The 26,218-nt window shown below is 65.5% G+C and carries 27 protein-coding genes; 21 read left to right on the forward strand and 6 right to left on the reverse strand.

The annotated features are described in order from the left end of the window. Positions 1 to 5 precede the first annotated feature (5 nt). Positions 6 to 1,064, reverse strand: a complete 1,059-nt coding sequence (locus tag AC1DOX_RS18100) for a beta-keto acid cleavage family enzyme (RefSeq protein ID WP_441619265.1) — start codon at positions 1,062 to 1,064, stop codon at positions 6 to 8. A 117-nt stretch (positions 1,065 to 1,181) separates the two neighbouring features. Between AC1DOX_RS18100 and AC1DOX_RS18105 the strand changes: the two genes are divergently transcribed. The 4 genes from AC1DOX_RS18105 (at position 1,182) to AC1DOX_RS18120 (ending at position 4,437) form a co-directional block, all read left to right on the forward strand. Continuing rightward, the gene (locus tag AC1DOX_RS18105) at positions 1,182 to 2,201 is read left to right on the forward strand and encodes an AraC family transcriptional regulator (protein ID WP_441619267.1); all 1,020 of its coding nucleotides are present in this window, start codon (positions 1,182 to 1,184) and stop codon (positions 2,199 to 2,201) included. A 12-nt stretch (positions 2,202 to 2,213) separates the two neighbouring features. Beyond that, on the forward strand, positions 2,214 to 3,368 hold the full coding sequence (locus AC1DOX_RS18110; protein ID WP_441619269.1) for a hypothetical protein: 1,155 nt from the start codon (positions 2,214 to 2,216) through the stop codon (positions 3,366 to 3,368). A 195-nt stretch (positions 3,369 to 3,563) separates the two neighbouring features. Next, entirely contained in the window at positions 3,564 to 4,016 is a 453-nt protein-coding gene (locus AC1DOX_RS18115; RefSeq protein WP_441619271.1) for a hypothetical protein, read from the forward strand. Between the two features lie 13 nt (positions 4,017 to 4,029). Beyond that, positions 4,030 to 4,437 carry a glycine zipper family protein gene (locus AC1DOX_RS18120; protein ID WP_441619273.1) on the forward strand — a complete coding sequence of 136 codons (408 nt, stop codon included), beginning with the start codon at positions 4,030 to 4,032 and terminating at the stop codon, positions 4,435 to 4,437. Between the two features lie 130 nt (positions 4,438 to 4,567). On the opposite strand, the gene AC1DOX_RS18125 is transcribed toward AC1DOX_RS18120, so the two are convergent. Further along, complete coding sequence (locus tag AC1DOX_RS18125; protein WP_441619275.1) at positions 4,568 to 5,734, reverse strand: porin; 1,167 nt, start codon at positions 5,732 to 5,734, stop codon at positions 4,568 to 4,570. 111 nt (positions 5,735 to 5,845) lie between these two features. Then, positions 5,846 to 6,415 carry an RBBP9/YdeN family alpha/beta hydrolase gene (locus tag AC1DOX_RS18130; protein WP_441619277.1) on the reverse strand — a complete coding sequence of 190 codons (570 nt, stop codon included), beginning with the start codon at positions 6,413 to 6,415 and terminating at the stop codon, positions 5,846 to 5,848. 464 nt (positions 6,416 to 6,879) lie between these two features. On the opposite strand from AC1DOX_RS18130, the gene AC1DOX_RS18135 reads away from it, so the two are divergent. From AC1DOX_RS18135 to AC1DOX_RS18170, 8 genes are all read left to right on the forward strand, one after another. Then, on the forward strand, positions 6,880 to 7,875 hold the full coding sequence (locus AC1DOX_RS18135; RefSeq protein ID WP_441619279.1) for a sensor histidine kinase: 996 nt from the start codon (positions 6,880 to 6,882) through the stop codon (positions 7,873 to 7,875). Then, the gene (locus tag AC1DOX_RS18140; RefSeq protein WP_441619281.1) at positions 7,841 to 8,476 is read left to right on the forward strand and encodes a response regulator transcription factor; all 636 of its coding nucleotides are present in this window, start codon (positions 7,841 to 7,843) and stop codon (positions 8,474 to 8,476) included. The genes AC1DOX_RS18135 and AC1DOX_RS18140 overlap by 35 nt, the downstream gene beginning before the upstream one ends. Positions 8,477 to 8,611: 135 nt before the next feature. Continuing rightward, positions 8,612 to 8,998 carry a response regulator transcription factor gene (locus AC1DOX_RS18145; protein WP_092141740.1) on the forward strand — a complete coding sequence of 129 codons (387 nt, stop codon included), beginning with the start codon at positions 8,612 to 8,614 and terminating at the stop codon, positions 8,996 to 8,998. A gap of 233 nt (positions 8,999 to 9,231) precedes the next feature. Further along, positions 9,232 to 10,521, forward strand: a complete 1,290-nt coding sequence (locus tag AC1DOX_RS18150; RefSeq protein ID WP_441619283.1) for an efflux RND transporter periplasmic adaptor subunit — start codon at positions 9,232 to 9,234, stop codon at positions 10,519 to 10,521. After that, positions 10,518 to 13,700 (forward strand): efflux RND transporter permease subunit, encoded by a 3,183-nt coding sequence (locus AC1DOX_RS18155; protein WP_441619285.1) that lies wholly within the window; start codon positions 10,518 to 10,520, stop codon positions 13,698 to 13,700. The genes AC1DOX_RS18150 and AC1DOX_RS18155 overlap by 4 nt, the downstream gene beginning before the upstream one ends. Positions 13,701 to 13,749: 49 nt before the next feature. Further along, on the forward strand, positions 13,750 to 14,226 hold the full coding sequence (locus tag AC1DOX_RS18160; protein WP_441619287.1) for a glycine zipper domain-containing protein: 477 nt from the start codon (positions 13,750 to 13,752) through the stop codon (positions 14,224 to 14,226). A gap of 21 nt (positions 14,227 to 14,247) precedes the next feature. Continuing rightward, a complete protein-coding gene (locus tag AC1DOX_RS18165; RefSeq protein ID WP_441619289.1) occupies positions 14,248 to 14,835 on the forward strand; it encodes a hypothetical protein in 588 nt (195 codons plus the stop codon). A 45-nt stretch (positions 14,836 to 14,880) separates the two neighbouring features. Then, entirely contained in the window at positions 14,881 to 15,900 is a 1,020-nt protein-coding gene (locus AC1DOX_RS18170) for a hypothetical protein (protein WP_441619290.1), read from the forward strand. Positions 15,901 to 15,961: 61 nt separating this feature from the next. On the opposite strand, the gene AC1DOX_RS18175 is transcribed toward AC1DOX_RS18170, so the two are convergent. Then, positions 15,962 to 16,531: a hypothetical protein gene (locus tag AC1DOX_RS18175; RefSeq protein ID WP_441619292.1), complete on the reverse strand. Its 570-nt coding sequence runs from the start codon at positions 16,529 to 16,531 to the stop codon at positions 15,962 to 15,964. An 11-nt stretch (positions 16,532 to 16,542) separates the two neighbouring features. Further along, a complete protein-coding gene (locus tag AC1DOX_RS18180) occupies positions 16,543 to 17,352 on the reverse strand; it encodes a DUF2092 domain-containing protein (RefSeq protein WP_441619294.1) in 810 nt (269 codons plus the stop codon). A gap of 331 nt (positions 17,353 to 17,683) precedes the next feature. Between AC1DOX_RS18180 and AC1DOX_RS18185 the strand changes: the two genes are divergently transcribed. The 4 genes from AC1DOX_RS18185 (at position 17,684) to AC1DOX_RS18200 (ending at position 21,270) form a co-directional block, all read left to right on the forward strand. Beyond that, positions 17,684 to 18,874: a cytochrome P450 family protein gene (locus AC1DOX_RS18185; RefSeq protein ID WP_441619296.1), complete on the forward strand. Its 1,191-nt coding sequence runs from the start codon at positions 17,684 to 17,686 to the stop codon at positions 18,872 to 18,874. 22 nt (positions 18,875 to 18,896) lie between these two features. Continuing rightward, the gene (locus AC1DOX_RS18190; RefSeq protein WP_441619298.1) at positions 18,897 to 19,253 is read left to right on the forward strand and encodes an antibiotic biosynthesis monooxygenase family protein; all 357 of its coding nucleotides are present in this window, start codon (positions 18,897 to 18,899) and stop codon (positions 19,251 to 19,253) included. 41 nt (positions 19,254 to 19,294) lie between these two features. Continuing rightward, the gene (locus AC1DOX_RS18195) at positions 19,295 to 20,050 is read left to right on the forward strand and encodes a sulfite exporter TauE/SafE family protein (protein WP_441619300.1); all 756 of its coding nucleotides are present in this window, start codon (positions 19,295 to 19,297) and stop codon (positions 20,048 to 20,050) included. Positions 20,051 to 20,154: 104 nt separating this feature from the next. Next, positions 20,155 to 21,270: an extracellular catalytic domain type 1 short-chain-length polyhydroxyalkanoate depolymerase gene (locus AC1DOX_RS18200; RefSeq protein WP_477101476.1), complete on the forward strand. Its 1,116-nt coding sequence runs from the start codon at positions 20,155 to 20,157 to the stop codon at positions 21,268 to 21,270. Positions 21,271 to 21,384: 114 nt separating this feature from the next. On the opposite strand, the gene paaX is transcribed toward AC1DOX_RS18200, so the two are convergent. Continuing rightward, positions 21,385 to 22,323 carry a phenylacetic acid degradation operon negative regulatory protein PaaX gene (gene paaX, locus AC1DOX_RS18205; RefSeq protein ID WP_441619304.1) on the reverse strand — a complete coding sequence of 313 codons (939 nt, stop codon included), beginning with the start codon at positions 22,321 to 22,323 and terminating at the stop codon, positions 21,385 to 21,387. Between the two features lie 129 nt (positions 22,324 to 22,452). On the opposite strand from paaX, the gene paaA reads away from it, so the two are divergent. The 5 genes from paaA to paaE are packed head-to-tail and all read left to right on the forward strand — an operon-like array spanning position 22,453 to position 26,188. Beyond that, positions 22,453 to 23,448, forward strand: a complete 996-nt coding sequence (gene paaA, locus AC1DOX_RS18210) for a 1,2-phenylacetyl-CoA epoxidase subunit PaaA (RefSeq protein WP_441619306.1) — start codon at positions 22,453 to 22,455, stop codon at positions 23,446 to 23,448. 57 nt (positions 23,449 to 23,505) lie between these two features. Further along, positions 23,506 to 23,787 (forward strand): 1,2-phenylacetyl-CoA epoxidase subunit PaaB, encoded by a 282-nt coding sequence (gene paaB / locus AC1DOX_RS18215; protein WP_092141702.1) that lies wholly within the window; start codon positions 23,506 to 23,508, stop codon positions 23,785 to 23,787. A 20-nt stretch (positions 23,788 to 23,807) separates the two neighbouring features. Then, positions 23,808 to 24,560, forward strand: coding sequence for a 1,2-phenylacetyl-CoA epoxidase subunit PaaC (paaC, locus tag AC1DOX_RS18220; protein ID WP_441619309.1), 753 nt, complete (start codon positions 23,808 to 23,810; stop codon positions 24,558 to 24,560). 5 nt (positions 24,561 to 24,565) lie between these two features. Further along, entirely contained in the window at positions 24,566 to 25,081 is a 516-nt protein-coding gene (paaD, locus tag AC1DOX_RS18225; RefSeq protein ID WP_441619311.1) for a 1,2-phenylacetyl-CoA epoxidase subunit PaaD, read from the forward strand. Positions 25,082 to 25,111: 30 nt separating this feature from the next. Then, complete coding sequence (paaE, locus tag AC1DOX_RS18230; protein ID WP_441619313.1) at positions 25,112 to 26,188, forward strand: 1,2-phenylacetyl-CoA epoxidase subunit PaaE; 1,077 nt, start codon at positions 25,112 to 25,114, stop codon at positions 26,186 to 26,188. The last annotated feature ends 30 nt before the right edge of the window (positions 26,189 to 26,218 follow it).

Genomic DNA, 26,218 nt, shown 5'->3' on the forward strand with positions numbered 1-26,218 from the left:
GCGGATCAGGCAGCGGCGCGCATCGGCAGGTTCTTCTCGCCCGGCTTGCGGTTCGGCGCCATGCCGTGCGCGGCGAGCGTTTCCTCTGCGCTGTCATACCAGGTGCCAATGCGATAGATCTCGCGGGCTTCCTTGCCGGTAGCAATCTCGCGGCCCAGTTCGTGCGCCACGCGCACGCATTGTTCGATCTGCTGCACCGAGGTCATGCGGTTGCCGTGCTGGTCGATGATCGTGTCCTCAATGCCGCAACGCGGATGCAGGCCCATGGCCATCGCCATCATGTTGAACGGCAGCACGTTCTTGAGCAGCGATTCCGCGGTCAGCGTGCAGCCGTCGGGCGCACGGTGGACGAAGTTGAAGAAGTTGAACGGATTGGGGCCGTCAAAGCCGCCGCCGATGCCGATCCAGGTCAAGTTCAGCGGACCCTTGTAGGCGCCGGCACGAACCATGCGCTCCAGCGTTTCCAACGCGTGCATGCCGGTGAGCTGGAAATGCGGCTGGATGCCGGCGGCGGAGAGCCGGCGCAGGTGTTCCTCGACCCAACCCGGGCCCGCCGGCACGGTCATCTCGCGGTAGGCAGCGACGAACGCAGGATTGGAGAGCGACGTACCCTCGAGATACTCCGGGTAGAGCAGCTCCATGATGTTCATCTGCGTGGTGTTGATCGCCACGGTCACCTGGTCCGGTGCCGGATCGAGATCGGCCAGCATGTGGCGCGTGTCGTCCGACAGCCACTTGGCCGCCTGGCCGTCGTCTTCCGGCGCAAAGGAAATGGACCCGCCAACCTGGATGATCATGTCGGGTACGGCTGCGCGTACGCCAGCGATCAGTTCATTGAACTTGGAGAGACGCTTGGAACCCTTGCCATCCAGTTCGCGCACGTGCAGGTGCAGCACGGTGGCGCCGGCGTTGTAGCAGTCCACCGCCTTCTGGATCTGTTCTTCCATCGTCACCGGAATGTCTTCCGGGAAGTCCTCCGGCATCCACTCGGGGCCATAGGGGGCCACCGTGATGACCACCTTGTTCATGTTCTCGGGGTGCAGCGAATCGTCAAGAAATTGCATGTCTGTCTCCTCATGTCGGATACGTGAATCAGTGCTGCAAGTATCGGACAATGGCGCTGCAGGATTTGACATTGCGGGACGGCCTCTTTACATTTTGGGACAGTCAGGGAAAACACGATGTCCTACTTTCTGCGCAGTGCCAGCCTCACCAACTACGTGGATGTCGCGCGCGCCGTGGGGCTCGATCCACACCAGATGCTGCGTGCGGCAAGGATCAGCCGCGATGCGCTGCTGGACCCGGATATCCGCATTCCGGCCGCGCGGGTGGGGAGCTTGCTCGAGGCTTCGGCGCGTGCCGGGCATGCGGAGGATTTCGGCCTGCGCCTGGCCGAGCAGCGGCAGTTTTCCAACCTCGGCCCGCTGGCCTTCGTCGTGCGCGAGGAGCCCACGCTGCGGCGCGCGCTCGAATCGATGGTGCGATACATGGGCCTGCAGAACGAGGCGCTGGCCATGCGCGTCGAGGACGACGAGGGACTGGTGGTGATCCGGCTGCACATTTTCAGCGACGAGCCCGGCACCCTGCGTCAGGCCACGGAACTGGCCGCTGGCGTCATGTTCCGGATGCTGAGCCTGTTCCTCGGACCCGCATGGCGGCCGCGCAGCATCTGCTTTTCTCATTCGCCGCCGGAGAGCCACGCGACCTATCTGCGCGTGTTCGGCATGCAGGCATTGTTCAACCAGGATTTCGATGGCATTGTCTGCGTGGCCTCGGACCTCGAGGCGCCACTGCCGTCGTACGATCCGGTCATGGCGCAGCAGGTCAGGCGCTATCTGGGCACGCTGCTGGCCCAATCGAATACCACGATGGACGACAAGGTGCGCAAGCTCGTGCTTGCGCTGCTGCCCGGTGGCCTGTGCACTGTCGATCGCGTGGCCGAGCATCTGGGGGTGGATCGGCGTACGGTGCATCGGCATCTGGCGCAACTCGGCACGACTTACTCGGACATCGTCAATGAAGCGCGCGCGGGGCTGGCGACCCGGTATATCGAGAACCCGTCGCGGCCGCTGTCGGAAGTGGCCACGCTGCTCGGCTTTTCCTCGCTGAGTGCGTTTTCGCGCTGGTTTGGCGGGCAATTTGGTTGCAGTGTCTCGAAGTGGCGAGCCGGACAAGGCAATGGCGGCGACGAGGCAACCTAGCGGAGCGGAGCGATGAGGAAGAGGCTAGCGATCTGGTTCGTAGTCATCGCCGTGCTCTTGTCAGAGGGTGCGGTCGCAGCCGACTTCGGCAGCAAGGGCGGGCCCGAGCCTGCCAACATCGACCAGATTGCCGACGTCCTTCGCGAGGATCCTTATGACCTGGAGCTGCTTATCAGCTTTGGCACCTCCAAGGGCGGATCGGCCGGCCATTTCGCGCTGGCGATCCGGGACGATGTGCCCGGCGACGATCTGGTCTACTCGGCCAACTTCTACGCGGACCGCACGCGCAAGCACGAAAAGGGCTACTACACGAAGGATCTGATGGTAGGCATCCCGAAGAAGGAATACTTGTTCAGGACCGTCTCCTCGGTCGACGAGACGGCTTCATTTGGTCTCGACTTCGGCGAGATCTACAAGCGATCGGTGATCGGCGTGCGCGTCCACGGCGTACCGGCCAGCGACAAGGCGGCCCTGGCGGCGTACTTCCGGCGCATCAATGACGACTATCACCGGCGGGCCCGCAACACCGAGTATCACAGCGGCGAAATCAAGTACGACTACCTGCGCCTCAACTGCGCGAAAACCATCGGCGCCGCGTTCAAGTTTGGCGCGGGCTACAAGGACCTGGAGGTCACCAGCGCCAGGTTCCTGTCCGGACGGCGGGTGGTGGCGGCCGCTAGAGCCAATGTGCCCACCGAGATGGCGATGAAGCTGATCCGGGAGTGGGGCAAGCGCGGGTACGGCATGGACGTCGTGCTGTACAAGAAGTACGGTGGCTCGACCTATGTGGATCCGCTCGAGGAGGACAAGGTGGCCTTCAAGGACTTGCCCAATCGATTCCCCTCGGTCTTGTCCCTCGACTTCCGCCGGGACGAGGGCGCTTATCAGGATGTCGACAACCTCTTCGCGATGTATCTCCTCTACAACCTGGGCCGGTACAGCGTGCGCGTGAATGGGCAGACGAAGCTGCTCGAGATCGAGAAGGACAAGCAGCCGATGGCCTACCCGGAGGCCGTCGAGCTGGCCACCCAAAGCGCGAAGTCGGACAGCGAGAACTACGGTCGCCACATCGGGTTCCGGCCGAGCGGCACCAGGATCGGGGAAGCGCCCGACAACACGCACCTCTACAACTTCACGGACGATGGCGGCAAGACGCCGCCGCCCTAGCGCATGCAGGGTGCCCCAAAGGATCGTCCGAGATACTTCTTCATCCTGTCATGACAGCACAAGGAAGCCGGGGGCTGGTTGATGGAATAAATCCGACCTGTCAGCGGTTTACGGGATGCAGGCTCGGCGCACTCCTAAGGTCCGGCGCGAGTTCCGGGTGACCCGGACGTCGGGCAGCAAAGCAGGGGGCACATCATGAACGGGCGCAGGTTTTGCCAGATCGTCCTGGCATTGGTGGCAGGGGTGGCGATGGCCGCCGGCGGTCCGACGCTGGCCGCCGGTCGAGGTGGCGGTCGCGGTGGCGGCGGTGGCGGCGGTGGCATGCACGGCGGCGGCATGCACAGCGGCGGCTTTCACGGTCACGGTGGCTTCCACCATGGCGGCTTTCACCATGGGCACGGGCACGCGGTTTTCGTGGTAGGTGGCGGCTGGGGCTGGTGGGGATATCCATACTACGGCTGGTCATACCCCGATGCCTACGCCAGTTACTACGCGCCTTCGGTGCAATACATCGAACAAGGCGATGGGTCGGATGGTGCCTCGGCGAACGCATGGTGGTACCGCTGCGACCAGCCCAGTGGCTATTACCCGTACGTCAAGGAATGTCCGGGCGGCTGGCAGACGGAGCCGGCCCAGCCGTCGCTGTAATGCCGGGGCATTGATGAAGCCGCGTTCCGTTTCCCTGCTGATGGCGGCCGCGCTTGCGGTGGGCGCCTGTACGACAATGCCGTCGGCCCCCAGCGTGATGGTGCTTCCGGGCACTCACAAGACGTTCGACCAGTTTGTCGGCGATGACATCGATTGCCGTCAGTTCGCGCAGGGCCGGGCCGGCGGCGTGAGCTCGCATCAAGCGTCCGGCATGGCGGCGGCGAGCAGTTCGGCGTTCGGGGCCAGCAATTCAAGCGACTCGGGCTACAGTGCGCAGGACCAATACGACGCGGCCTATATGCAGTGCATGTACGCCAGAGGACACCGGGTCCCGGTCTACGGCCAGATGCTTGCGGCGCCACCCGCGACGCCACCTGCCAACTACAAGCCCAACTTGCCGCCGCCTGCACCTGCCCCCTGAGCGTTCTGGCGAATAAAGAAGAAAAGGGCCACACAGCGTGGCCAGGCCGAAAATCATCGGGGATGGGAGGGCGGAACGGGATTGAATCGCCCGTCCCCGCCCATCCCCGTTTTTCCCGATACAGGCAATATCAGAACTTGTGGCGAATGCCGACGGCCGCGCCGAGCATGTTGCTCTGGCCGTTGGCCAGCGCATAGCTGTTGCCCAGTGACAGGCTGTTGGCGTAGACCGTGGCGAGCGATTCCATCATCAGGCCAGCGTTCTTCGCATAGGCCGTGGTCAGGTAGACATCGGTGCGCTTGGAGAACGCATAGTTCGCCACGAACGCGACCTGCCACGGATTGGCCACGCTGGTATTGCCGAAGAGGCTCTTGACGTTGTCGTAGTTGTATTCGAGCGTCAGGCCGATGGCCGGCGTCACCTGGTAGTTGGCGCCAATCCAGAAGAAGTCGTCACGCTGGATCAGCGTTCCGGCCGCGTTCTTGTTCTGGCCCCAGCGGTAGCCGCCCATGATCTTGGCGGTGTTGTTCCACGTATAGCTCGCGCCGACCACGGCCTTCTTGATCGTGCCGCTGCTGGTGCCGATTGTCGGGTTCCACTGGTCGTAGCCGATCGTCGCGCCGAACGGGCCGGTCTGATAGGCGAAGGCGGTGCCGTAGGCGGTATCGCGCCGGAACTGGCCGGGTACTTCGCCATTGCCGCCGATCGGCGTTGCCACGCCAACGGTCTGGGGCAGGGCCAGGCCGGTGCCGAAGGAGAAGTGCGCAAGCGCGGTGACGGGGCCGAACTGGCCGGTGTACTTGACGGTGTTGTCCTCGCGGAAGTTCGCGCCCGATTGCAGCACCACCGGCTCGTACTGGGTGGCGTAGGCGGTCGGCGAGAAGTTGGCCAGCGCCTCGAACATCGAGGTGTATTGGCGGCCCAGGCTCAGTTGCCCGATCCCCGCCTTTTGCAGGCCGATGAATGCCTGGCGACCGAACAGGCGACCGCTTTGCTGCAGCGTGCCGTTATCGGCGCTGATGCCGGACTCCAGCACGAACACGCCCTTGAGGCCATTGCCAAGGTCTTCGGTGCCGCGCAGACCCCAGCGGGACCCGGCCATGCCACCGGAGTCCATCCGATAGACGTGGTTCGAAGGACCCCGATTGAACCCGTTGGCGGCGGTTGGCACCTGACCCACGTGGTTGACATACTCCAGGTTCATGTCGAGCACGCCATATAGCGTGACGTTCGACTGCGCGAAGGCGCTCCCCGCGCAGACGAGCAATGCGGCCGTGGCCATGCCCTTGAACTTCATACGTGTATCTCCTTTCATTTTTTTCTCACTATTGCGATGTGGGTGTTCCCGTCGGAATGGGTACTGCCAGGTACTGCGAAATCGTTGTTGGATGGGGCTAGGGCTATGCGTCTACGCGTTGCGCAGCAGGCGTTCGAGCAAGGTCGTGGCTTGCGGCCACGGCCCGTATCCCGCTGCGGGGTTGAGGTGTCCCACCTCGCCGAGATCGACCAGTCCGGCGCCCCAGTCGCGCGCCATCTGTTCCACGCGCGTGTAAGCGGCCAACGGGTCGTTGCGGCTGGCGGCGACGATGCTCGGGAAAGGCAGGGGATGCCGCGGAATTGGCAGCCAGCCGTGCTCGTCGAGGGCCGCCCGGGTGGGATAGCCAGCGGGCATCGGGCTTTCGAGGTCGGCAGGCGCGGCCAGCAGTGCGGCGCGAATCTTGCGTTGATGGAGCGCGGCCCAATGCGCGGTGATCATCACCCCTGCGCTGTGCGCCACGAGTACGACCGGACCGTCGATGGCGGCAAGCGCCTGATCCAGTGCGGCCACGCGTGCGGCGCGGCTCAGCTTGTCGTGCTCGAGCGGGGGCACCGAGCGGGCGTTGGGCAGTTGCGCCTGGAGCAGTGTCTGCCAGTGTTCCGGTACGTGGTCACGCAGGCCGGGCACGAACAGGACGGTTGTGTCAGCGAGAAAATCCATGATGAATGCGGAAAGGGTTGCGAGTGGGACTCGCACCGGGGCCGCGCCACCGTCGAGTCATGACGGCGAAGTATCGAAGATTGGTTGCCGGTGGTTTTGACTATCCGGGACAACGTTTTTGCATTCTGGGACAGTCCGGGAAAACGAGAGGGGATGAGGAGAGACGTCCGGAGAGAAGGCTTGCATGAGGCGTATCAGTTCCTGCGAAGCCATCGCCGCGCCCGACGCAGCACTCGCCACGCGTTGCCGGGTGATCGCAGCATCTCGCCGCTGGCGAGGCGATGGTCTTCGGCAAAGTTTGCAATCGCCAAAAATGAAACCTAAGGTGGTAGGGGTGCAAAGAATGTGCGTCGGGCAAAGCGTGGAGGCATCCTGCGTTGCACTGGGATGCCTTGCGCCGTGCGAGCGCCTCGCGTCGCGCGCAATCGTGTTTGCCGCGCTGTACATCCCCTGGGGATTTCGCCATGACGCTTCCCATCCGGCTGGCGGTCGCGACGGCGTTCGGACTGGTCGCCTGCAAGATCGGCGGCCTGTTCGCCGGCTGGCAAGCGGGCCGTGGCGGGACGACGTCCGGCACGGGCAAGTCGCCCGGTTCGCTGGCGACATCCGATCCGGACTACCGACGGCTCGTGGATCTGTCGCGAGTCTCCAGCATGGGCGAACTGGCCGGGTCGCTGGCCCATGAGCTCAACCAGCCCCTGACCGCCATCACCAGCAATGCGCAGGCCGCGCTCAAATACCTCGATACCGATCCCGCGAACGTGGCGGAGGTGCGCGAGATCCTCGAGGATGTAGCAAGCGATGCGTGTCGTGCCAGCGCGCTGGTCCGCCAGATTCGCGCGCTGATCCGGGGCGAGGCCACCCAGTTCGCGCCAGTCGACCTGAATGCCGTCATCGAGGATGTGATGACGCTGGTCCGTGCCGACGCGCTCAGCCGCGACATCGTCGTCAGGCGCCGCATGGCGCCTTCACTGCCGCGCGTCATCGGTGATCCGGTCCAGATCCAGCAGGTGCTGCTGAACCTGCTGCTGAATGCGTTCGATGCCATCGATGCGAGAAATACGAGCGATGCGCGCGGCCCCGGTGCGGGTTGCGCCCGGGAGGTGAGCGTGCTGGCGGCGGAGGCCGACGGCATGGTGCAGGTCTCGGTGTGTGACACCGGTTGCGGCGTCGCGTCCGGTGAACTGGACAACATGTTCGTGCCGTTCGTCACCTCGAAACCCCATGGCATGGGTCTGGGGCTCTCCATCAGCCGCTCCATCGTCGAGCGCCACGGCGGTTACCTACAGGCGCGCAATAACGAGGAAGGCGGCATGACCTTCCGGTTCTCCCTGCCACCGGAGGCCGTGCTGCCGGATCGGGGCGTGGGGCGTACGGCGGCCATGGGTGCGGCCATGCATCGTTCCTTCTCGGAAGGAGGGCGCAATGAGCGAAACAATGCCGAAGATCTATATCGTTGATGACGAAGCAAGCGTCAGGCGCGCGCTGGTCCGGCTGCTGGCGGCGCATGGGCATTGCGCGATCCCGTTCAGTTCGGCCAACGACTTCTTCGCGGCCGTTGACCCGGACAGCGAGCCGGCATGCCTGCTGCTGGATCTGGAGATGCCCGGCGTGAACGGCATCGCGCTGCAACAGATGCTGCGGGAAAAGTTGCCCATCATCATCCTGACCGGCCATGCGGACGTGCCGTTGACCGTCGTCGCGATGCAGGCCGGGGCGATGGATTTCCTGCTGAAGCCGGTCTCGGATACGGTCCTGCTGGCCGCGGTGGCCCGGGGGTGCGAGGTCGCCGTGCAGCGCCACGCGCGACGCAACGAACTCAGGCAGCTGAATGCGCGGGTCGATCGGCTGACCCCCCGGGAACGCGAGGTCATGGCCTGGGTGGTGACAGGCCGGCTCAACAAGCAGGTGGCGTGTGAGCTGGGCACCGTCGAGAAGACCATCAAGGCGCACCGGGCGCGCGTCATGCGGAAGCTGGAAGTCACGTCGCTGCCCGAACTGGTGCGTATCGCCGACAAGATCGGCCTCGCCGCCATCGAGGAGGGGCGCCCGCCGCACTAGCACGCACGCCGGACCCTCGCGGATGGACCTTGGTCCAATATCCCCGGGCGCCTGCGTTTCATAGCCTGTTGAGAAGACATGTTGTCATGACATGCGCATGACCGCGATTGCCTTACGCATCCAGGTCTCCTCCTCATGGGTCCTTCCGAAACTTTTGTCGCCGTCGTGGACGATGACGAGTCCGTAGCGCGCGCCATCGCGCGGCTGCTGCGTGCGGCGGGTATCGCGGTCGACACCTACACCAGCGGCCTGGCGCTGCTCGACAAGATCGCCAGGGAGCCCTGGTACCGGCCGGATTGCGTCATCCTGGATGTCTGCATGCCCGAGATCGGCGGACTGGAGATCCAGCGGCGCCTAGCGCCGGCAGCCTTGCCCGTGCTGTTTATCACGGCGTACGACGTCCCCGATGTGCGTGAAAAGGCCCTGTCCGCCGGGGCGATCGGCTACCTGCGCAAGCCATTCAGCGCCGGCCAGCTGATGGACCTGATGCAATCCGTCAAGCCATGGAGTGGCTCGCCATGACGCTGCCGTGCGTTGGACTTTGGTCCAATTGTCATGACCTGGCGCGAGACGCACTCTTAGAGGCGAGATCGGCGCGCCCCGCAGGATAGGCGTCGTTTGGCTCACCCGGTGCGGGCGTTGTCAGGCATCCGAAGTCGCAGCAAGTAGAAGGCGCACCGGCAGGACGCCATGGCCTGCCGGGGACGAGGCGGCGCGCCGGAGAATCGCGACGCCATGCCAGGGAGGAGATCGAGATGCGAAGCGGTCTGAACAACAACAACTGGCAACGGATCCTCGTCGGCCTGTCCATCGTCCTGGCCGCCGGGTGTGGCAAGAAGGAAACCAAGCCACCAGCGGCCGTGGCGGCCGAAGTCGGCGTCATCACGGTGTCCTTGCGCGATGTGCCGCTGACCTTCGAATTTGTCGGCGAGACGCAGAGCTCCCAGCAGGTCGAGATCCGTGCGCGGGTCAACGGTTTTCTCGAACAGCGGCTCTACACCGAGGGCTCGCTGGTGAAGGCCGGTGAAGTGCTGTTCCGGATGGATCAGAAGCCGTTCAAGGCCGCCTTGTCCGCAGCCGAGGCAGAACTGGCGCAGCAACAGGCGCGGCTGACCACGGCGCGCGCCAACCTGAATCGCGTCCGGCCGCTGGCCGCCAGGAATGCCCTGAGCCAGAAGGACCTGGACGACTCCACGGGACAGGAGCAGGCCGCCGCCGCCGCGGTCGAGCAGGCCAAGGCCAACGTCGTCAACGCGAAACTCAACCTGGGCTATACGACCATCATGTCACCGGTCAGTGGCCTGAGCAGCTTCGCCAAGAAGCAGGTCGGCACCTATATCGATGCGGGCAACAGCCTGCTGACGTACGTGGCGAAGCTCGACCCGATGTGGGTGAATTTCAGTTTGTCGGAGAACGAGGTGCTGCAGTCGCAATCGCAGCAGGCCTCCGGGTCGCTGAAAATGCCGGAGCGTGGCAAGTTCGAGGTGGAGATCGTGCTGGCCGACGGCAGCGTCTATCCGCATCGCGGCCGGATTGCCTTTGCCGATGCGTCGTTCAATGCCGAGACCGGGACCTATCTGGTCCGCGCTGAGGTGGCCAACCCGACCGGATCGCTGCGTCCGGGGCAGTTCGTGCGCGTCAAGCTGTTTGGCGCACAGCGGACGCGCGCCATTACCGTGCCGCAGGAAGCGGTGGTACAGGGTCAGCGCGGCGAAACCATCTGGACCGTGGGCAAGGACAACAAGGCCGAGTCGCGCGTGGTGGAAGTAGGGGAATGGTCGGAGGGTAACTGGGTCGTACGGTCCGGGCTGCGTGAAGGCGACCAGGTGATCGTCGATGGCTCGGTGCGGCTGATTCCCGGTGCGTCGGTCAAGCCCGTGCCGGCAGCCCCGCGCCCGGCCGGGCAGGCCACATCCGGACCGCCGCCGGGCGGACCCGGTGCGGCAAGCCTGGGTCGCGCAGCCGGGGCAGCGTCAGGTGCGAATCCGGGCGCAAATCCGCCGGGCGCCACCCCGGGAGCGGCGCATGAAGGGGCGAAGCCATGAAGCTCTCCCACTTCTTCATCGACCGGCCGATTTTCGCGTCGGTGCTGTCGATCATCATCGTGGTGGGTGGGCTGGTGGCCATGGTCAACCTGCCTATCGCGCAATTCCCGGACATCACGCCGCCCAGTATCACGGTGACCACGACCTATCCTGGCGCCAGCTCGGAAGTGGTGGCGCAGAACGTGGCCGCGCCGATCGAGCAGCAGGTCAACGGCGCGGACAACATGCTTTATATGTCGTCGACCAGTTCGTCGACGGGCAACCTGACGCTGACGGTCTATTTCGAGATCGGCACGGACCCGGCGCTGGCGCAGGTCGACGTGCAGAACCGCGTCAACCTGGCGTTGCCGACGTTGCCGGACGCGGTGACCAAGCAGGGGGTGTCGGTGCAGAAGCGGTCGTCGGCATTCATGATGGTGATCGCGGTCTACTCGCCGGACAACAGCTATCCGCAGACCTTCGTCGACAACTACACCAATATCTATATCCTCGATGCGCTCAAGCGCATCCCGGGCGCCAACCAGGCCTCCATCTTCGGCACGCCGGACTACGCCATGCGGGTCTGGCTGCGCCCCGACCGGATGGCGCGGCTGGGGATCACGGTGGAAGACGTCCAGAACGCGGTGAGCAAGCAGAACGAGCAGTTCTCCGCGGGCCGCATCGGGCAGTCGCCGACAGCGGGCCCGGTCAAGCAGACCTTCCCGGTGGCGACCAAGGGCCGCATGACGGAGCCGGAGGAATTCGAGAACATCATCCTGCGTGCCGCGTCGGGCGAGGCCGCGCTGGTGCGCCTCAAGGACATCGGCCGCGCGGAGCTGGGCTCGAAGGACTATTCGCTGCGCAGCCGCTACAAGGGCAAGACGGCCACGCTGCTGGCGGTCTACCAGCAACCGGGCGCGAATGCGCTGGCCGTGGCGGAGCAGGTGCGCAACACGCTGGCAGAGATGAAGAAGACGTTCCCGCCGGGCCTGGAATACGACATCGCGCTCGATACCACCGAGTTCGTGCACGAATCGATCAACGAGGTGGTGCATACGCTGCGTGACGCCGTGATCCTCGTGATCCTGGTGGTCTATATCTTCCTGCAGAGTTTCCGGGCGACGCTGGTGCCGATCCTGGCGGTGCCGGTGTCGATCATCGGCACGTTCATGGCGATGTCGGCATTCGGCTTTTCCGTGAACATGCTGACATTGTTCGGCATGGTGCTGGCCATCGGGATCGTGGTGGACGATGCCATTGTGGTGATCGAGAACGTCGAGCGGAACATGGTGGAGTTCAAGATGCCACCCAAGGAGGCCGCCAAGCACGCCATGGATGAAGTGGGCGGGCCGGTGATCGCCATCGTGCTGGTGCTGCTGGCGGTGTTCATCCCGGTGGCCTTCCTGTCCGGCATCACGGGGCAGCTCTACAAGCAGTTCGCCATCACGCTGGCGGTTTCCGTGCTGCTATCCGGGGTGGTGGCGCTGACGTTGTCACCGGCGCTGGCCGCCATCCTGCTCAAGCCGGGGGAGCACGAGAAGAACCGCTTCTTCCGCTGGTTCAACCGGAGCTTTGACCGCCTGGTCGAGGGGTATGGCAGCGCCATCCAGCTCGTGATCCGGCGCGTCGTGATCTCGCTGGCGCTGGTCGCCGCGCTGATCGTGGTCAGCGTGTTGCTGTTCATGCGCATCCCGTCATCGTTCCTTCCCGTGGAGGACCAGGGCTATCTGTTTGGCGCGGTGATTCTGCCGGACGCGGCCAGCCTGGATCGCACCCAGGAATTGTCCGGTCGCGCGGCGGCGTGGTTCGCCAAGCAGCCGGGCGTGAAGTCGGTGGCCTCGCCCGATGGCTACAGCCTGATCGATTCCCAGAACAAGGCCAATGCGGGGACGCTGTTCGTGACGCTCAAGGGCTTTCACGAGCGCGGCAAAGGGGAAAGCGCGGAGGACCTGATCGCGAGGGCCACCCGCGAGTTCTCGACCTACCGCGATGGGGTTGTTATTCCGGTCAATCCGCCATCGATCCCGGGCCTCGGTACTACCGGCGGCTTCGAGTTCTGGCTGCAATCCACCGGCGATGGCACCTATCAGCAGCTCGAGGAACGCGTGCGCGCCTTCATCGCCAAGGCACGCCAGCGGCCAGAGCTGCGCGGCGTCAATTCCACGATCAACACGCGGTCCCGGCAATTGCTGGTGGACGTTGACCGGGAGCGCACCGAGACGCAGGGCGTGCCGGTCGATCAGGTCTACTCGGCGCTGCAGACGATGTTCGGCTCGCTGTACGTCAGCCAGTTTCCCAAGAACAGCCGGCTGTTCCAGGTCATCCTGCAGGCGGAGCCGGAGTTCCGCTCGCGTCCCGAGGATCTCGACAAGCTCTACGTCCGCAACGCGAAGGGCGACATGGTGCCGATCAAGGCCGTCACGACGTCGCGCTACACGCCGGGCGCCGATCTGGTGACGCGCTTCAACAATTTTCCCGCGGCCAAGATCACCGGCGACGCGGCGCCCGGATACAGCTCGGGTCAGGCCTTGACGGCGATGGAGGAAGTGGCGGCGGAAGTGCTGGGCCAGGGCTACAGCTACGGCTGGAGCGGGCAGGCGTATGAGGAGAAGAAGGCCGGCTCGACGGCGGCGCTGGTGTTTGCTTTTGCATTGCTCATGGTGTTCCTGATCCTGGCCGCGCAGTACGAGAAGTGGTCATTGCCGCTTGGCGTGCTCCTGGCGGTGCCGTTTGCCTTGTTTGGCGCGTTGGTGGGCATCCTGTTGCGGGGCATGCAGAACGACGTCTACTTCCAGATTGGCCTGACAGTGCTGATTGCACTGGCCGCCAAGAACGCCATCCTGATCTTCGAGTTCGCCGTGGAAATACGCGTGAAGGAGGGACTCAGCGCGTATGACGCCGCGGTCAAGTCGGCCAAGCTGCGGCTGCGTCCGATCATCATGACGTCGCTGGCGTTCATTCTTGGTTGTATCCCGCTGGCGATTGCCAGTGGCGCGTCGGCGGCCAGCCGGCAGTCGCTCGGCACGGGCGTGATCGGCGGAATGCTCGGTGCGACCGTGATCGCCATCTTCTTCATTCCGATGTTCTTCTGGGGACTGGAGCGTCGTACCGCGCAGAAGCAGGCCGCCCAGCCTCCTGCGCATGGAGCGGGGCCGGGGGCCGCGCCCGATGTTCCGGCGTCCAGCGGAGGCAGCTCATGACCGTCTGGCAGGCGAGCAGGGCCATGGAGACAGCGAGGAGGTAATCATCATGACGACATTGACCATACGGTGTGCGGCCATCGCGATAGCGACGATGGTCTCGCTTGGCGCCGTCGCGCAATCGAAGCCCATTCCTTATCCCGCCAAGGGGCAGAGCGCGCAGCAGCAGCAAAAGGACGACGGCTATTGCTATTCGTGGGCCAAGACCAATACCGGGATCGACCCGGCGGCGGTGGCCGCGGCGCCGCCGCCCGCACCCGCCGGCCCGGCCGTTGGCGGCGGCGAACGGGTGGGGGGTGCAGCGAGAGGCGCACTCGGTGGCGCGGTGATCGGTGGCATTGCGGGGGATGCCGGCAAGGGCGCGGCCGCCGGTGCCGCGGTCGGCACGATGGCGGGCGGCGCCCGGGCGCGCCAGAACCAGCGCAATGCGCAGGCATCGGGACAAGCCCAGACGCAGAACGCCATGAGCACCTACTACCGCGCGTATTCGGCATGCATGGAAGGACGCGGCTACACCATCAAATAATGGGTGAATGAAGGAGAAAACATGATCAGGAAGACGATGATTGTCGTGGCCGCGATGGCAGCCTTCGCAGGCCCGGCCGTGGCGCAGCCCGAGGTGCAGACGAATGTGTCGCGCACACCTGACCAGACGACCGTGACCGGCGTGGCGAAGGTGACCGCGACGATTACGGCGATCGATGCCGCGGCGCGCAAGGTCACGCTGAAGACGAAGGCCGGCAAGGTGAGGGATCTCGTGGTGGGCGAGGACGTGCGGAACTTCGACCAGCTGAAGGTGGGCGATATCGTCACCATCGAGTACAAGGAGGCGCTCACCGTCAGCCTCAAGAAGGGCAGCGGGCCGCCCTCGATGCAGGAACGCGAGAGCGCGGACCGTGCCGCGCCGGGTGCAAAGCCCGGTGGCACGGTGGGGCGTGAAGTCACCGTGGTGGCGGACGTCGTCGCGGTGAACAAGGAAGCGCAGATCGTCACCGTCAAGGGGCCCAAGGGGCGCGTCCTGGACCTGATGGTGGAAGACCCCGAGCAGATGAAGAACGTGAAGAAGGGGGACCGGGTCCAGGCGGTCTACACGGAAGCGCTTGCCGTGTCCGTGCAACCCGGCCCGGCCAAGTAGGACAGGACGAGCCAGCAACCGGGCGCGAAGGCCACAGGCCGCTTCATGAGTATTGTGAATTGGCTGCGCCGGCGCACGTCCCGGCCGCCTGTGCATGAGCGTCGCGACCTCGATGAGATCGTCGAGCGGATGACGGCGCTCAACCCGCGTCTGCGGCTGGTCTCCGGCTACCAGAAGAAGTTGTCGCCGCAAGCCGGCGTGGCGCTGGACTATGTCGGCAAGGTGGTCGCGGACCTGCCCGCCGCGCGCGAGGGGAATCGGGCAGCCTGGGCGACGGACCCCTGCATCCGGGCCTTCTTCGCGACCGCCGAGGATGTGGAGACCACGATCAGCCGGTCGACGGACTTGCGCGCATTCTTCGACTCGGCTCCGCTCGCCGAGGAAGCCTACGCGGTGCTCGGCATGGCGATGTCGGAGCGGCAGACGCTGGGCACGGCGCTTGAGAATGGCGTGATGCGCTCGGACGTGCCGCTGACGACGATCAGCTTCGGCGACCATCAGGTCCGGATCTGTGCGGGGACGGAAGCGGATCTGCGGCAGGAGATCCTGCGGCGCGCACTCGATCAGCTGGCGGTGCAGGGGATCGCAAAAATCGCGGGAAAGCTGTCAAGACGCGATGTGCTCAAGCGCGAGATCGTCCTGCTCAAGACACGCCTGCGGCTGCTGGAGACACAGGGAAAAGGGATGTCCTCGGTGGTCGGCGGCGGGAGCGCGCCGGACCCCGGCGAACTGTCGAAGCTCAATGCCCAGATCCAGGAGAACGACGACGAACTGGCGCGTCTGGCCGTGACCACGGGCACGCTGGATCGCCAGCTCGACATCCTGGGTGGGGTCATCGCCGACGCGAAATCGCACTTGCGTGTGAAGTCCCGCCGGATGCGGCTCACCCGGATGAACGTCCTGTTGCCTCCCGACGCGACTGGCGAAGGGGACGTGATTGACGTGGCGTCCGCGCGGATTCCCGGTGATCCGCCGATGGTCCGCGCCTTCGCGCTGATACGCTTTCCGCGATCGGGTTTGCTGCCTGCAGCAAATCTGCTCGATATGGCCGAGCGTTTCTTGTAAAACGGGGCGACCGCAGCACCGGCGCCCCGCTCATATCACTGATCTTCCTGCGTATCTCCCGTCAGTAGGGCGCGTTGACCACCACGTATTGCGATCCCTGTGGCTGATACCAGGTGGCGCCACACTGCTGGTAGACCATGCCGGCGTAGTTGACGGGGACGCACCCTGGCGGGACGGTGCGGACCATGGAGCCGACGATGGCCGACGTCACGGCAACGGTGGCGGTGACGGCGGCGGCCGTGGCCACCGGATGGTAGTCATTGTCCCAGCCACCGTGACAGCAGCCCCCGCCCTCGACGTTCACGTTGACGTTGCGGTTCGAATTGACGTTGACGTTCCGGTTGCTATTGACACTGTTGACGCTGGTGTTGCGGACATTGTTGGTCCGCGCGTCCGCGTGGCTGTTGTCGATCTGGCGGCCTCCGCCACCCGTTGCGGCCGCGCGTCCGCCGCCACCACCGCCACCGCCGCCCGTAGCGGCTGCGCGCCCACCTCCACCCCCTCCGCCGGCGTGTCCGCCACCGCCACCACCACCGCCGCGTGCGGCTTCAGCCATGGGGGCCCAGCCGTAGGTCGCCAGAACGAGCGCGCTCAAAAGGACCAGGAGCGACTTGCCGAATCCGTATTTCATGGCGATCTCCTTTACCGGGTCTTCAGCGGAACGAACTCGGCCATCTTGGCGTCCTTCGGCGGCGTGAAGCTGAACGTCGAATCCTTGAAGGTGGGATTCAGGTTCCACTTGAGCAGGGTGACCGATTGCGGACGCGCCTCGTCACCGCGATTGGTAATCACGAGCTTGCGCGGCAAGGGCTTGCTGCCGGCGGCGATCCAGATCTGCCAGTCGAACTGGCCCTGGCGGAACGCGTAGTGATCGCAGAGTTCGCCGTTGATGATGTCCTGTCCGGCATTCATCGCCGACTCGATATTGTTGAGCGGCGCGGCTGGCGTGCCGAAGAGGAATAGATCGGCGGTGGGAATCTCGACGCCATACCGTTCCTCCAGCCGATTGACCAGCCCGGCGAGGTTATCGCTGAACTCGGCCTTCGAATAGTATTTCTGCGCAGGCGTATAGAGGGTCACCGTCTTGCCGTCGTAGAAGAGATCGCGCTGCGAGCGGGCGCTGCGCATCTGGGCCCGCAGCTTGTTCGGGCGATCGACGTCGAGCTCGGAACTGGCCGTGTGCTGCAGCTTCTGGCCGTCGGTCAGGACCCGCTCGCCGGACAGTTCGATCGATACATGGAAGCGCTTCAGCGATTGCAGATAGGTGCCCATGGTCTTGAGCGCCTGAATCGCGGCCGGGTCGACGGCATTGGCGTCGGGCTGTGCCGGCGCCGCCGCCGAAGCCGGGGCGGCAGCCTTCGCCGCCGGCGGGGGCGCCGACGCCTTCGGAGCGGGGCTGCTGCATGCCACCAGCGACATCGCCAGCAGGCTCAACGCCAGTATTCGTACCATGGTGATCTCCCAGAGTCATGACAACCCAGGCGGCGCCGCGCGAAGGGCGCATGCAACGGGCACCGCCTTGCCGTGGTGTGTCGAGTTTCGACCACAAGCCGCACCCTGCCAAGGCGAACTGACTAATTTGAATGGGCGTAACGAAATCGCTTAAATCTCAACCGGCGGCGGCGTCCGCTGCACAGGGCATGCGCGCCGTCATGGGGCGTTCGGGGTCCCTGACAAGGCAGCAAAGATCGTTGCGCGTACATTCCATTGTTCACGTCGCGGTGAAACTTCGGGCTCATGCGGCATAGCACACTGCACGCATCCCGGAATCTCATGACACGCCATGCTCCCCACCGACCCGATTGCCGCTGTCACGCATGCCGACCCCTATCCCTATTACCGGGATCTGGCACGGCAGCATCCGTTCCATCGCCATGACGCACTCGGGCTCTGGGTGGCCGCGAGCGCGCAGGCCGTGGAGGAAGTTCTCAATCATCCCGATTGCCGTGTCCGGCCCCCCGCACAGCCCGTGCCGCCCGCACTCGCGGGGAATGCTGCCGGCGAACTGTTCGGGCGCCTGGTCCGCATGAACGATGGCGTCAATCACGCGTCGCTGAAGACGATCCTGCTGCGGCAGATGGCCGGCATCGACCTGAGCGCTGCACGCACGCGAGCCCGCACGCTGGCGGCGGGCTTGCCGCGCGTCGACAGCGATGACGGGCACGAGGCCAATCGCTGGATGTTCACCCTGCCGGTGCTGACCGTGGCTGACCTGCTGGGCCTGCCATTGGAGCGCGATGGCGACGGCCACGTGTCGACGCGCGTCGCCGGATTCGTGACGACCTTTGCCACGGCGATGTCGCCGCTGGCGACGCCCGCCGATGTGGAGGCCGGCGTGGCCGCGGCCCGCTGGCTGACGCAATGGGTGGGCGAGCATGCCGCCGGGGCGTCGTCCGATGGCCTGCTTCACGCGATGCTGGCGGTGGCGGGCGAAGCCGATATCGATCCGGCCGTGCTGACCGCCAACGCCATCGGCCTGATGATCCAGGCGTGCGAGGCCACGGCGGGTCTGGTGGGCAATACGCTCGTGCGGCTGGGCCGGGAGGGCGGGCTGGAACTCGGGCGGGAAGGCGGGCCGGACGTCGAACGAGACGCGGGCCTGGGCAATCTCGACGCCCTGGTCGCCGACGTTGCCCGCACCGATCCGCCCGTCCAGAACACGCGGCGCTTCCTGGCGGCGGATGCCACGCTGTGCAGGGTGCCGGTGAAGGCCGGAGACGCCGTGCTGGTGCTGCTGGCGGCCGCATCGCACGACCCGGATACGGTGAGCCACGCCACCAGCCACGCCACCAACGCCGGCAAGCCGTGGACCTTCGGCACCGGCCGGCACGGCTGCCCGGGCGATGCGCTCGCGCAGGTGCTGGCCGCCTGCACGGTCGAGGGACTGCTGCAGCGCGGCGTGCAACCTGCGCGCCTGCTGGGTACGCTCCGCTACCGCCCGTCCGTGAACGCGCGCATTCCGCAATTCCAATAACAGAAACTTTGGAGCACCCCGCATGATTGCTGTGATCTTTGAAGTCGAGCCCGCACCGGGCCGGCAGGATACGTATCTCGATATCGCCGCCCATCTGAAGCCGACGCTGGAGCAGATCGATGGCTTTATTTCGGTGGAGCGCTTTCAGAGCCTGACCACGCCGGGCAAGCTGCTGTCGCTCTCGTTCTTTCGCGACGAGGCGGCCGTCATCGCGTGGCGCAACATGCTCGATCACCGCCAGGCACAGGCGGCGGGGCGCGGCGGCGTGTTTGCCAACTACCGGTTGCGCGTTGCGCAGGTGCTACGCGACTACGGCCTCAACGAGCGCGCCGAAGCGCCGGCCGACAGCCGCGCGGCGCACGACGCGGCCGGGCATTAAGCTCGGGCATTGAGTTCGTTCATTGCATTGGAGTAGAGAGCATGTCGACGTTCCACGCCGGCCAGGAGATCGTTTTCATCGGCCTGACCTTCCTGCTGGCCGGATTTGTGAAAGGGGTGGTCGGGCTGGGCCTGCCCACGGTGGCGGTGGGTCTGCTTGGGCTCGTGATGCCGCCGGTGCAGGCCGCCGCGCTGCTGGTGGCGCCATCGATGGTCACCAACGTCGTCCAGCTTTTTGGCGGGCCGCGTTTCGGGCAACTGCTGCGGCGGCTGTGGCCGATGCTGGTGGCGATCTGCGCAGGCACCTGGCTGTGTGCCGCGCTGGTGCCGGCGAAGATGATGGATCATGCGACCAACGCGCTCGGCGTGGCGCTGATCGTCTACGCCATCATGGGGCTGGCCGCCGTCAGGCTGACCGTGCCGCTGCGCATGGAAGGCTGGATGGCGCCGCTGGCCGGGCTGGTCACCGGGGCCATCACCGCCGTGACCGGTGTGTTCGTGATCCCGGCCGTGCCTTACCTGCAGGGTCTCGGCCTCGACAAGGAAAGCATGGTCCAGGCGCTCGGGCTGTCCTTCACGGTGTCCACGATCGCGCTGGCCGTGAGCCTGGCGCTGGGCGGCGCGCTGCTGCACACGCCGGTGCTGGGCGCCTCCGCGCTGGCGCTGGTGCCGGCGCTCGGTGGCATGTTCTTCGGCCAGTGGCTGCGCCACCGGATCAGCGCCGACCGTTTCCGCCGCCTGTTCTTCTGCGGCCTGCTGTTGCTCGGTGCCGATCTGGCGCTGCGCGGCGCCTTCTGACAAGCCCTGCCATGAAAACCTGACACAATCGCCCGCGATACTGGTGCAAGATCGCGACGGTGGCACCTTGCCACGGAGCACCGGTTACGAAAGGGCGATGCAGGATGAAGCGGCGCACGGGCAGTACCAAACTGTGGACCACGCTGGGCAAGCAGGCAGCGCGCAGTGCCAGGCGTCTGCAGCGCTCGGTGACGGACTCCGTCCTGCGTACGGCCAAGGAGCAAGGCCGCGCGGTCAGCAAGGCGATGGGCCGCGCCATGAGCAAGGCGGCGCAGCAGGCCCTGACCGGCGTGGTCACGCCCGCGCGGGCGCCGGTCAGCAAGGGCGGCGCCTTCTGGGAGGAAGGCCTGTGGGGCTTCGGCCTCGGGATCGGGTCCCTCGGCCAGCGCCGCTACCGGATCTTCGTGCCGCCCGGCGTCAGCGCCGCGCGCCCGGCGCCGCTGCTGGTGCTGCTGCATGGCTGCGGACAGGACGCTGCCAGCTTTGCCGCCAGCACCCGTGTGGCGACGATCGCGCGGGATGCACGCTGGGTCGTGCTGATGCCCGAGCAATCGGTGCAGGCCAATGCCCAGCGTTGCTGGAACTGGTTCCGGCCCGGCGCGCGCGGCGCATCGGAGGCGGCGTTGCTGATGTCGATGATCGACCATGTCTGCCGGCGCTATGCGATCCTCGGCGAGCGCGTCTGCGCGCTGGGTTTGTCGGCAGGCGGCGCGATGGCGATGATGCTCGGCCTGCGCTATCCGGACCGCTTTGCCGCCGTGGGGTCCCATTCCGGCGCGGTGCCCTACAGCGCCACCAACGCCGCGCAGGCGCCGCGCGCCATGCGCGGCGAACGCTCGCCGGACCCGGTGGCGGCCCGGCTGGCGCTGGCCGGCCGCAGGCCGCCACCGCTGCTGCTGCTCCACGGTGACGACGATACGGTGGTGAGCTACGACAACGCCACCACGGCGGCCGCCATGTGGCTGGACCTGCTGCCGCCGGGTAGCCCGGTGCCCGCGGCCTTGCCACCCCGGCGCGTGCGGCGCGGCGCGCGGCGCGCGGTGGACGTGTTCGACTGGCAAGCCGGCGTCCGCCCATTCCTGCGGCTGGTGAAGATCGAAGGGCTGCGCCACGCGTGGAGCGGTGGCGCGCCAGGGCAGGCATTCTCGGACCCCACCGGGCCTGATGCGCTCAAGATCGCGCTGCGGTTTTTTTCCGTGAACGGCCGCGCCACGGACTGAGGGTCAGGCGGGCCTGGATCGAAAGTCCGTTCCAGGTGCGAATTCGGACGCTGGCGATTGCGGGAAGTCGGTCGTACTGTTGTGCACGCCAGTCCAGTTGGACTGGCCCGCCGGTCAAGGCACCGCCTGCGGGCCGGCACCAAAACGCTCGCGCAAGATCTGGCTCGCGTCCAACAGCGAACCGTCCGCCACCTCCACCACGCGGTGCAGGTAGTCTTCGCTCGGGCCGACCAGGGCCATGTAAAGCGTACGGCTCAGTTCTCGCGCCGTGCGCCCCGGCCAATCCTGCGGCAGCAACGCCTCGGGCAGGTTGGGGTCGCGCAGCAGTACGCGCCGATACTCATGCACGAGCAGCGTGCGCACGAAGAACGCATCCACCGGCGCCAATCCTGCAGCGTCTTCAACAAGTGGAGAAAACCGTCGCACGAGCGCCCCCCAAGCGGTGGCCACGTCACCCAGCTTGAAGGTCTGGTGCATCAGCACCTGCAGCGGCCGGATCGAGAACCCCTCGAGACCGTGGGCTTCCACTACCGCTACATATTCCTGCGCGTGCGCTGCCAGGACGATCTCACGTAGCGAGGCGAGGTCCGCATTGGGATGCGCCAGCACCCCTGGTGCGATGGCGCCGAAACCTTCCCACAACAACTCGCGCCGCAGCTTCTGGCGGATCGTGGCGCGTACGTCGCCGCGCACCATCACCAGTGTCCAGTTGCCATCCCATTCGGCGGCTTCGCCGGAATAAATGCGCTTGCCGGCATGCAGCACACGCTGCAGTCCCGTCGTGGAAAGCCCGTAGTAGCTGCGGCGCCCGATTCGGGTTGCGCTTAGCCAGTCGTCAGCGGTCAGTCGGAAGGTGGCGGTGCGCACCAGACGGTCATTGATGCCGAATGGCGCCGCCAGCCGGATCAGGCTGCCCAGCCAGACCGCCTGCGGACGTGGGGCCACCACATCGCCGAACAACGTCACCAGCATCGAGTTAGCGCCCAGCTTCAGGCCGCGCGCGAGTCGCGCGATGCGGGGGGAGACGGTTTCGGTGTCAGTGGCGGGCGTCATAGGGTCCCTGAAAGTGATACACAAACGTCTGTTGATTGAATCAAATTGTATCACTACCATCGGTTTCAACTTACGAAATTGATGCAGATCAACCGCCGGGTTGGGATGCCAAAAATAGCGGAGCACACGATGTACGCACAGCTGGTGGAGACGGGAGCAACGAGGCTCCGCACGATGGAAGAGATGGCGCCGCAGGAGCGCGAGTTCCAGGCGCGCGTGGACGCCGGCATCAAAATCGAGGCCAAGGACTGGATGCCCGAGGCCTACCGCAAGACCCTGATCCGCCAGATCTCGCAACATGCACATTCGGAGATCGTGGGCCAGCTGCCCGAAGGCAACTGGGTTACCCGTGCGCCGACGCTGGAACGCAAGGCCGTGCTGCTGGCGAAGATCCAGGACGAGGCCGGCCACGGGCTCTATCTCTACAGTGCCGCCGAAACGCTGGGCGTTTCGCGTGACCAGATGCTGGGTGACCTGCATGTGGGCAAGGCCAAGTACTCCAGCATTTTCAATTATCCGACGCTCACGTGGGCCGATATTGGCGCGATAGGCTGGCTGGTGGACGGCTCGGCCATCATCAACCAGGTGCCACTGTGCCGCAGCTCGTTCGGCCCTTATGCGCGTGCCATGGTGCGCGTGTGCAAGGAGGAATCGTTCCACCAACGCCAGGGCTACGACATCATGATGGCGCTTTGCAACGGCACGCCGGAGCAGAAGCAGATGGCGCAGGATGCGCTGAATCGCTGGTGGTGGCCTGCGCTGATGATGTTCGGCCCATCCGATGGCGATTCGCCCAACAGCGCGCAGTCCATGCAATGGCGTATCAAGCTGTTTTCCAACGATGAGTTGCGCCAGAAGATGGTCGACCAGACCGTGCCGCAGGCCGAGTACCTCGGCCTGACCATCCCCGATCCCGCGTTGAGCTGGAACGAGGAGCGTGGCCACTACGACTTCGGCGAGATCGACTGGTCCGAGTTCTACGACGTCATCCAGGGCAACGGGCCCTGCAACCGTGACCGTCTGCGCACGCGTGTGAAGGCATGGGAAGACGGCGTGTGGTTCCGCGATGGACTGGTGGCCCACGCCGACAAGCAGGTCCTGCACTCAGAACAGGCTGCCGCCTGATTCTTCGCGGCGCACCACGCCGCTCCCCCTCGAAAACGCATTGCACAGGAGGTTGCCATGAAAGAGTGGCCGCTTTGGGAGATTTTTATCCGCAGCCAGCATGGCCTGGCCCACAAGCACGTGGGCAGCCTGCACGCGCCCGACGGCGCAATGGCGATCAATAACGCCCGCGACGTCTACACGCGCCGCAACGAAGGCGTCAGTGTCTGGGTGGTGAAGGCCGACGATGTGATGGCCAGCAGCCCGGGCGACAAGGGCCCGCTGTTCGAGCCGGCCAACAGCAAGGTCTACCGGCACCCGACGTTCTTTCCGATGCCGGAAGCCGTCAAGCACATCTGATCCCGATGCCAGACATTGCCATGAATGACCACAAGCTCGAATACCTGCTGCGGCTGGGAGACTCCACGCTGGTGCTCGGCCAGCGCCTGTCGGAATGGTGCGGCCGTGGCCCGGCGTTGGAAGAAGACATCGCGTTGACCAACGTCGCGCTCGACCTGATCGGCCAGACCCGCCTGTGGCTGGGCTATGCGGCCGAAGTGAAGGGGACGGGCGGCACCGCTGACCAGCTCGCCTTTCTGCGCGACGCACACCAGTTCCGCAATCTGCTGCTGGTGGAGCAGCGCAATGGCAGCTATGCCGATACGCTGGCGCGGCAATTCCTGTTCGATTCCTGGCATTACTTCCTGCTGGAAGGGCTGCAGCGGTCCACGGATGCGCGCATTGCCGAGATCGCCGCCAAGTCGCTCAAGGAAGTGACCTACCACGTGCGCCGCAGCAGCGACCTGGTGGTGCGCCTGGGCGATGGCACGGAAGAAAGCCACCGCCGCATGCAGGACGCCATCGACGACCTGTGGATGTACACCGGCGAGCTGTTCGAGGCCGATGAGGTCGAGGCCGCGCTGGCGCTCGACGGCATCGTTCCCGATCCGGCCACGCTCGCCGCGCCATGGCGGCAACATGTAGCCGAAGTGCTGGAGGCGGCCACGCTGCGCCTGCCCTCGGGCACGTGGTCGCAAAGTGGCGGCCGCCATGGCCGCCATACCGAACACCTTGGCTACCTGCTGGCCGAGATGCAGTTCCTGCAACGCGCCCATCCCGGCGCACAGTGGTGAGTGCCATGACAGCGCAAGCGGTTGCCCGCGCGGACGTCAGCCAGGTTTGGGGTTGGCTCGACGAGGTGCCGGATCCCGAGATCCCGGTGATCTCGGTGGTGGACCTGGGCATCGTGCGGGACGTGGCATGGGTGGACGACGCCTGCGTCATCACCATCACGCCCACGTACTCGGGTTGCCCGGCGATGACCGTGATCCGCGAGGCCATCGAACACACGCTGCTGGCGCGGGGCGTTGACCAGGTGCGCGTGCAGACGCGGCTGGCGCCGGCCTGGACCACCGACTGGATGACGCCGCGCGGCAAGGACTGCCTGCGCGGCTACGGGATCGCGCCGCCTGCGCAGCAGGTGATCGACATCAGCGGCATCGGCCGCAAGGCGTCACAGGCGCCGGTGGTGGTCTGCCCGCACTGCGGCTCGCGCCACACACGCGTGGTCAGCCAGTTTGGCTCCACCGCTTGCAAGGCCCTGTACCGCTGCGGCGACTGCAAGGAGCCGTTCGACTACTTCAAGGCGCATTGACCCGCATCGGGCAGCGAAAGAGATGGCGATATGAGCAAATTCCATGATCTGACCGTAGCTTCGGTCACGCGAGAAACCCGCGACGCGGTGGCGGTGACCTTTGCCGTCCCGGAAGACCTGGCCCACACCTATCGATACATGCAGGGCCAGCACCTGACGCTGCGCACCGATATCGATGGCGAAGACGTCCGCAGGTCTTACTCGATCTGCTCCGCGGTGCAGGACGAGCAGTTGCGCGTGGCGATCAAGCGCGTCGACGGTGGCCTGTTCTCCAACTGGGCCAATGAGCACCTGGCACCGGGCATGACACTGCAAGTGATGCCGCCGTCCGGTAACTTTCACGTACCGCTGTCGGCCGCCAACGCGAAGCACTATGTGGCATTCGCTGCCGGCAGCGGCATCACGCCGATGCTGTCGCTCATCAAGACCACGCTGCATGCCGAGCCCGACAGCCGCTTTACGCTCATCTATGGCAACCGCGCCTCGTCGTCCGTGTTGTTCAAGGAAGAGCTGGAAGACCTGAAGGATACCTACCTGCGGCGCTTCAACCTGGTGTTCGTGCTCAGCCGCGAGCAGCTCGACATCGACTTGTTCAACGGCCGCCTCGATGGGGACAAGGTCAATGCGCTGCTCAGGCACTGGATCAGTCCGCAGGACATCGACGTGGCCTTCATCTGCGGCCCGCATTCGATGATGGAGGAAGTCTCCCAGGCGCTGGTCGCCGGCGGCGTGAGCCAGCACCACATCAAGCGCGAGCTGTTTGCCACCAGCATCCCGTCCGCCCGGCCAGCGGCGCGTGCCCACAATCAGGTCGGCCGGCAGCAGTGCGAGGTCACGGTCATCCAGGACGGCCGCACACGGTCGTTCACGCTGGAGAAGCAAAAGGAATCGGTGCTGGACGCCGCGCTGGCGCAGGGCATCGAGCTGCCGTACTCCTGCAAGGGTGGGGTTTGCTCGACCTGCCGCTGCAAGCGCATCGAAGGCGAAGTCGACATGGATATCAATTTCGCGCTGGAAGACTACGAGGTGGCGCGCGGCTTCATCCTGACCTGCCAGAGCTACGCCATCAGCGACAAGCTGGTGCTCGATTTCGACCAGGAAACCTGAGGCGGCTCCTGCCCGCCCGCTGCCAGCCCC

Source organism: Cupriavidus sp. 01L415, assembly GCF_056400065.1.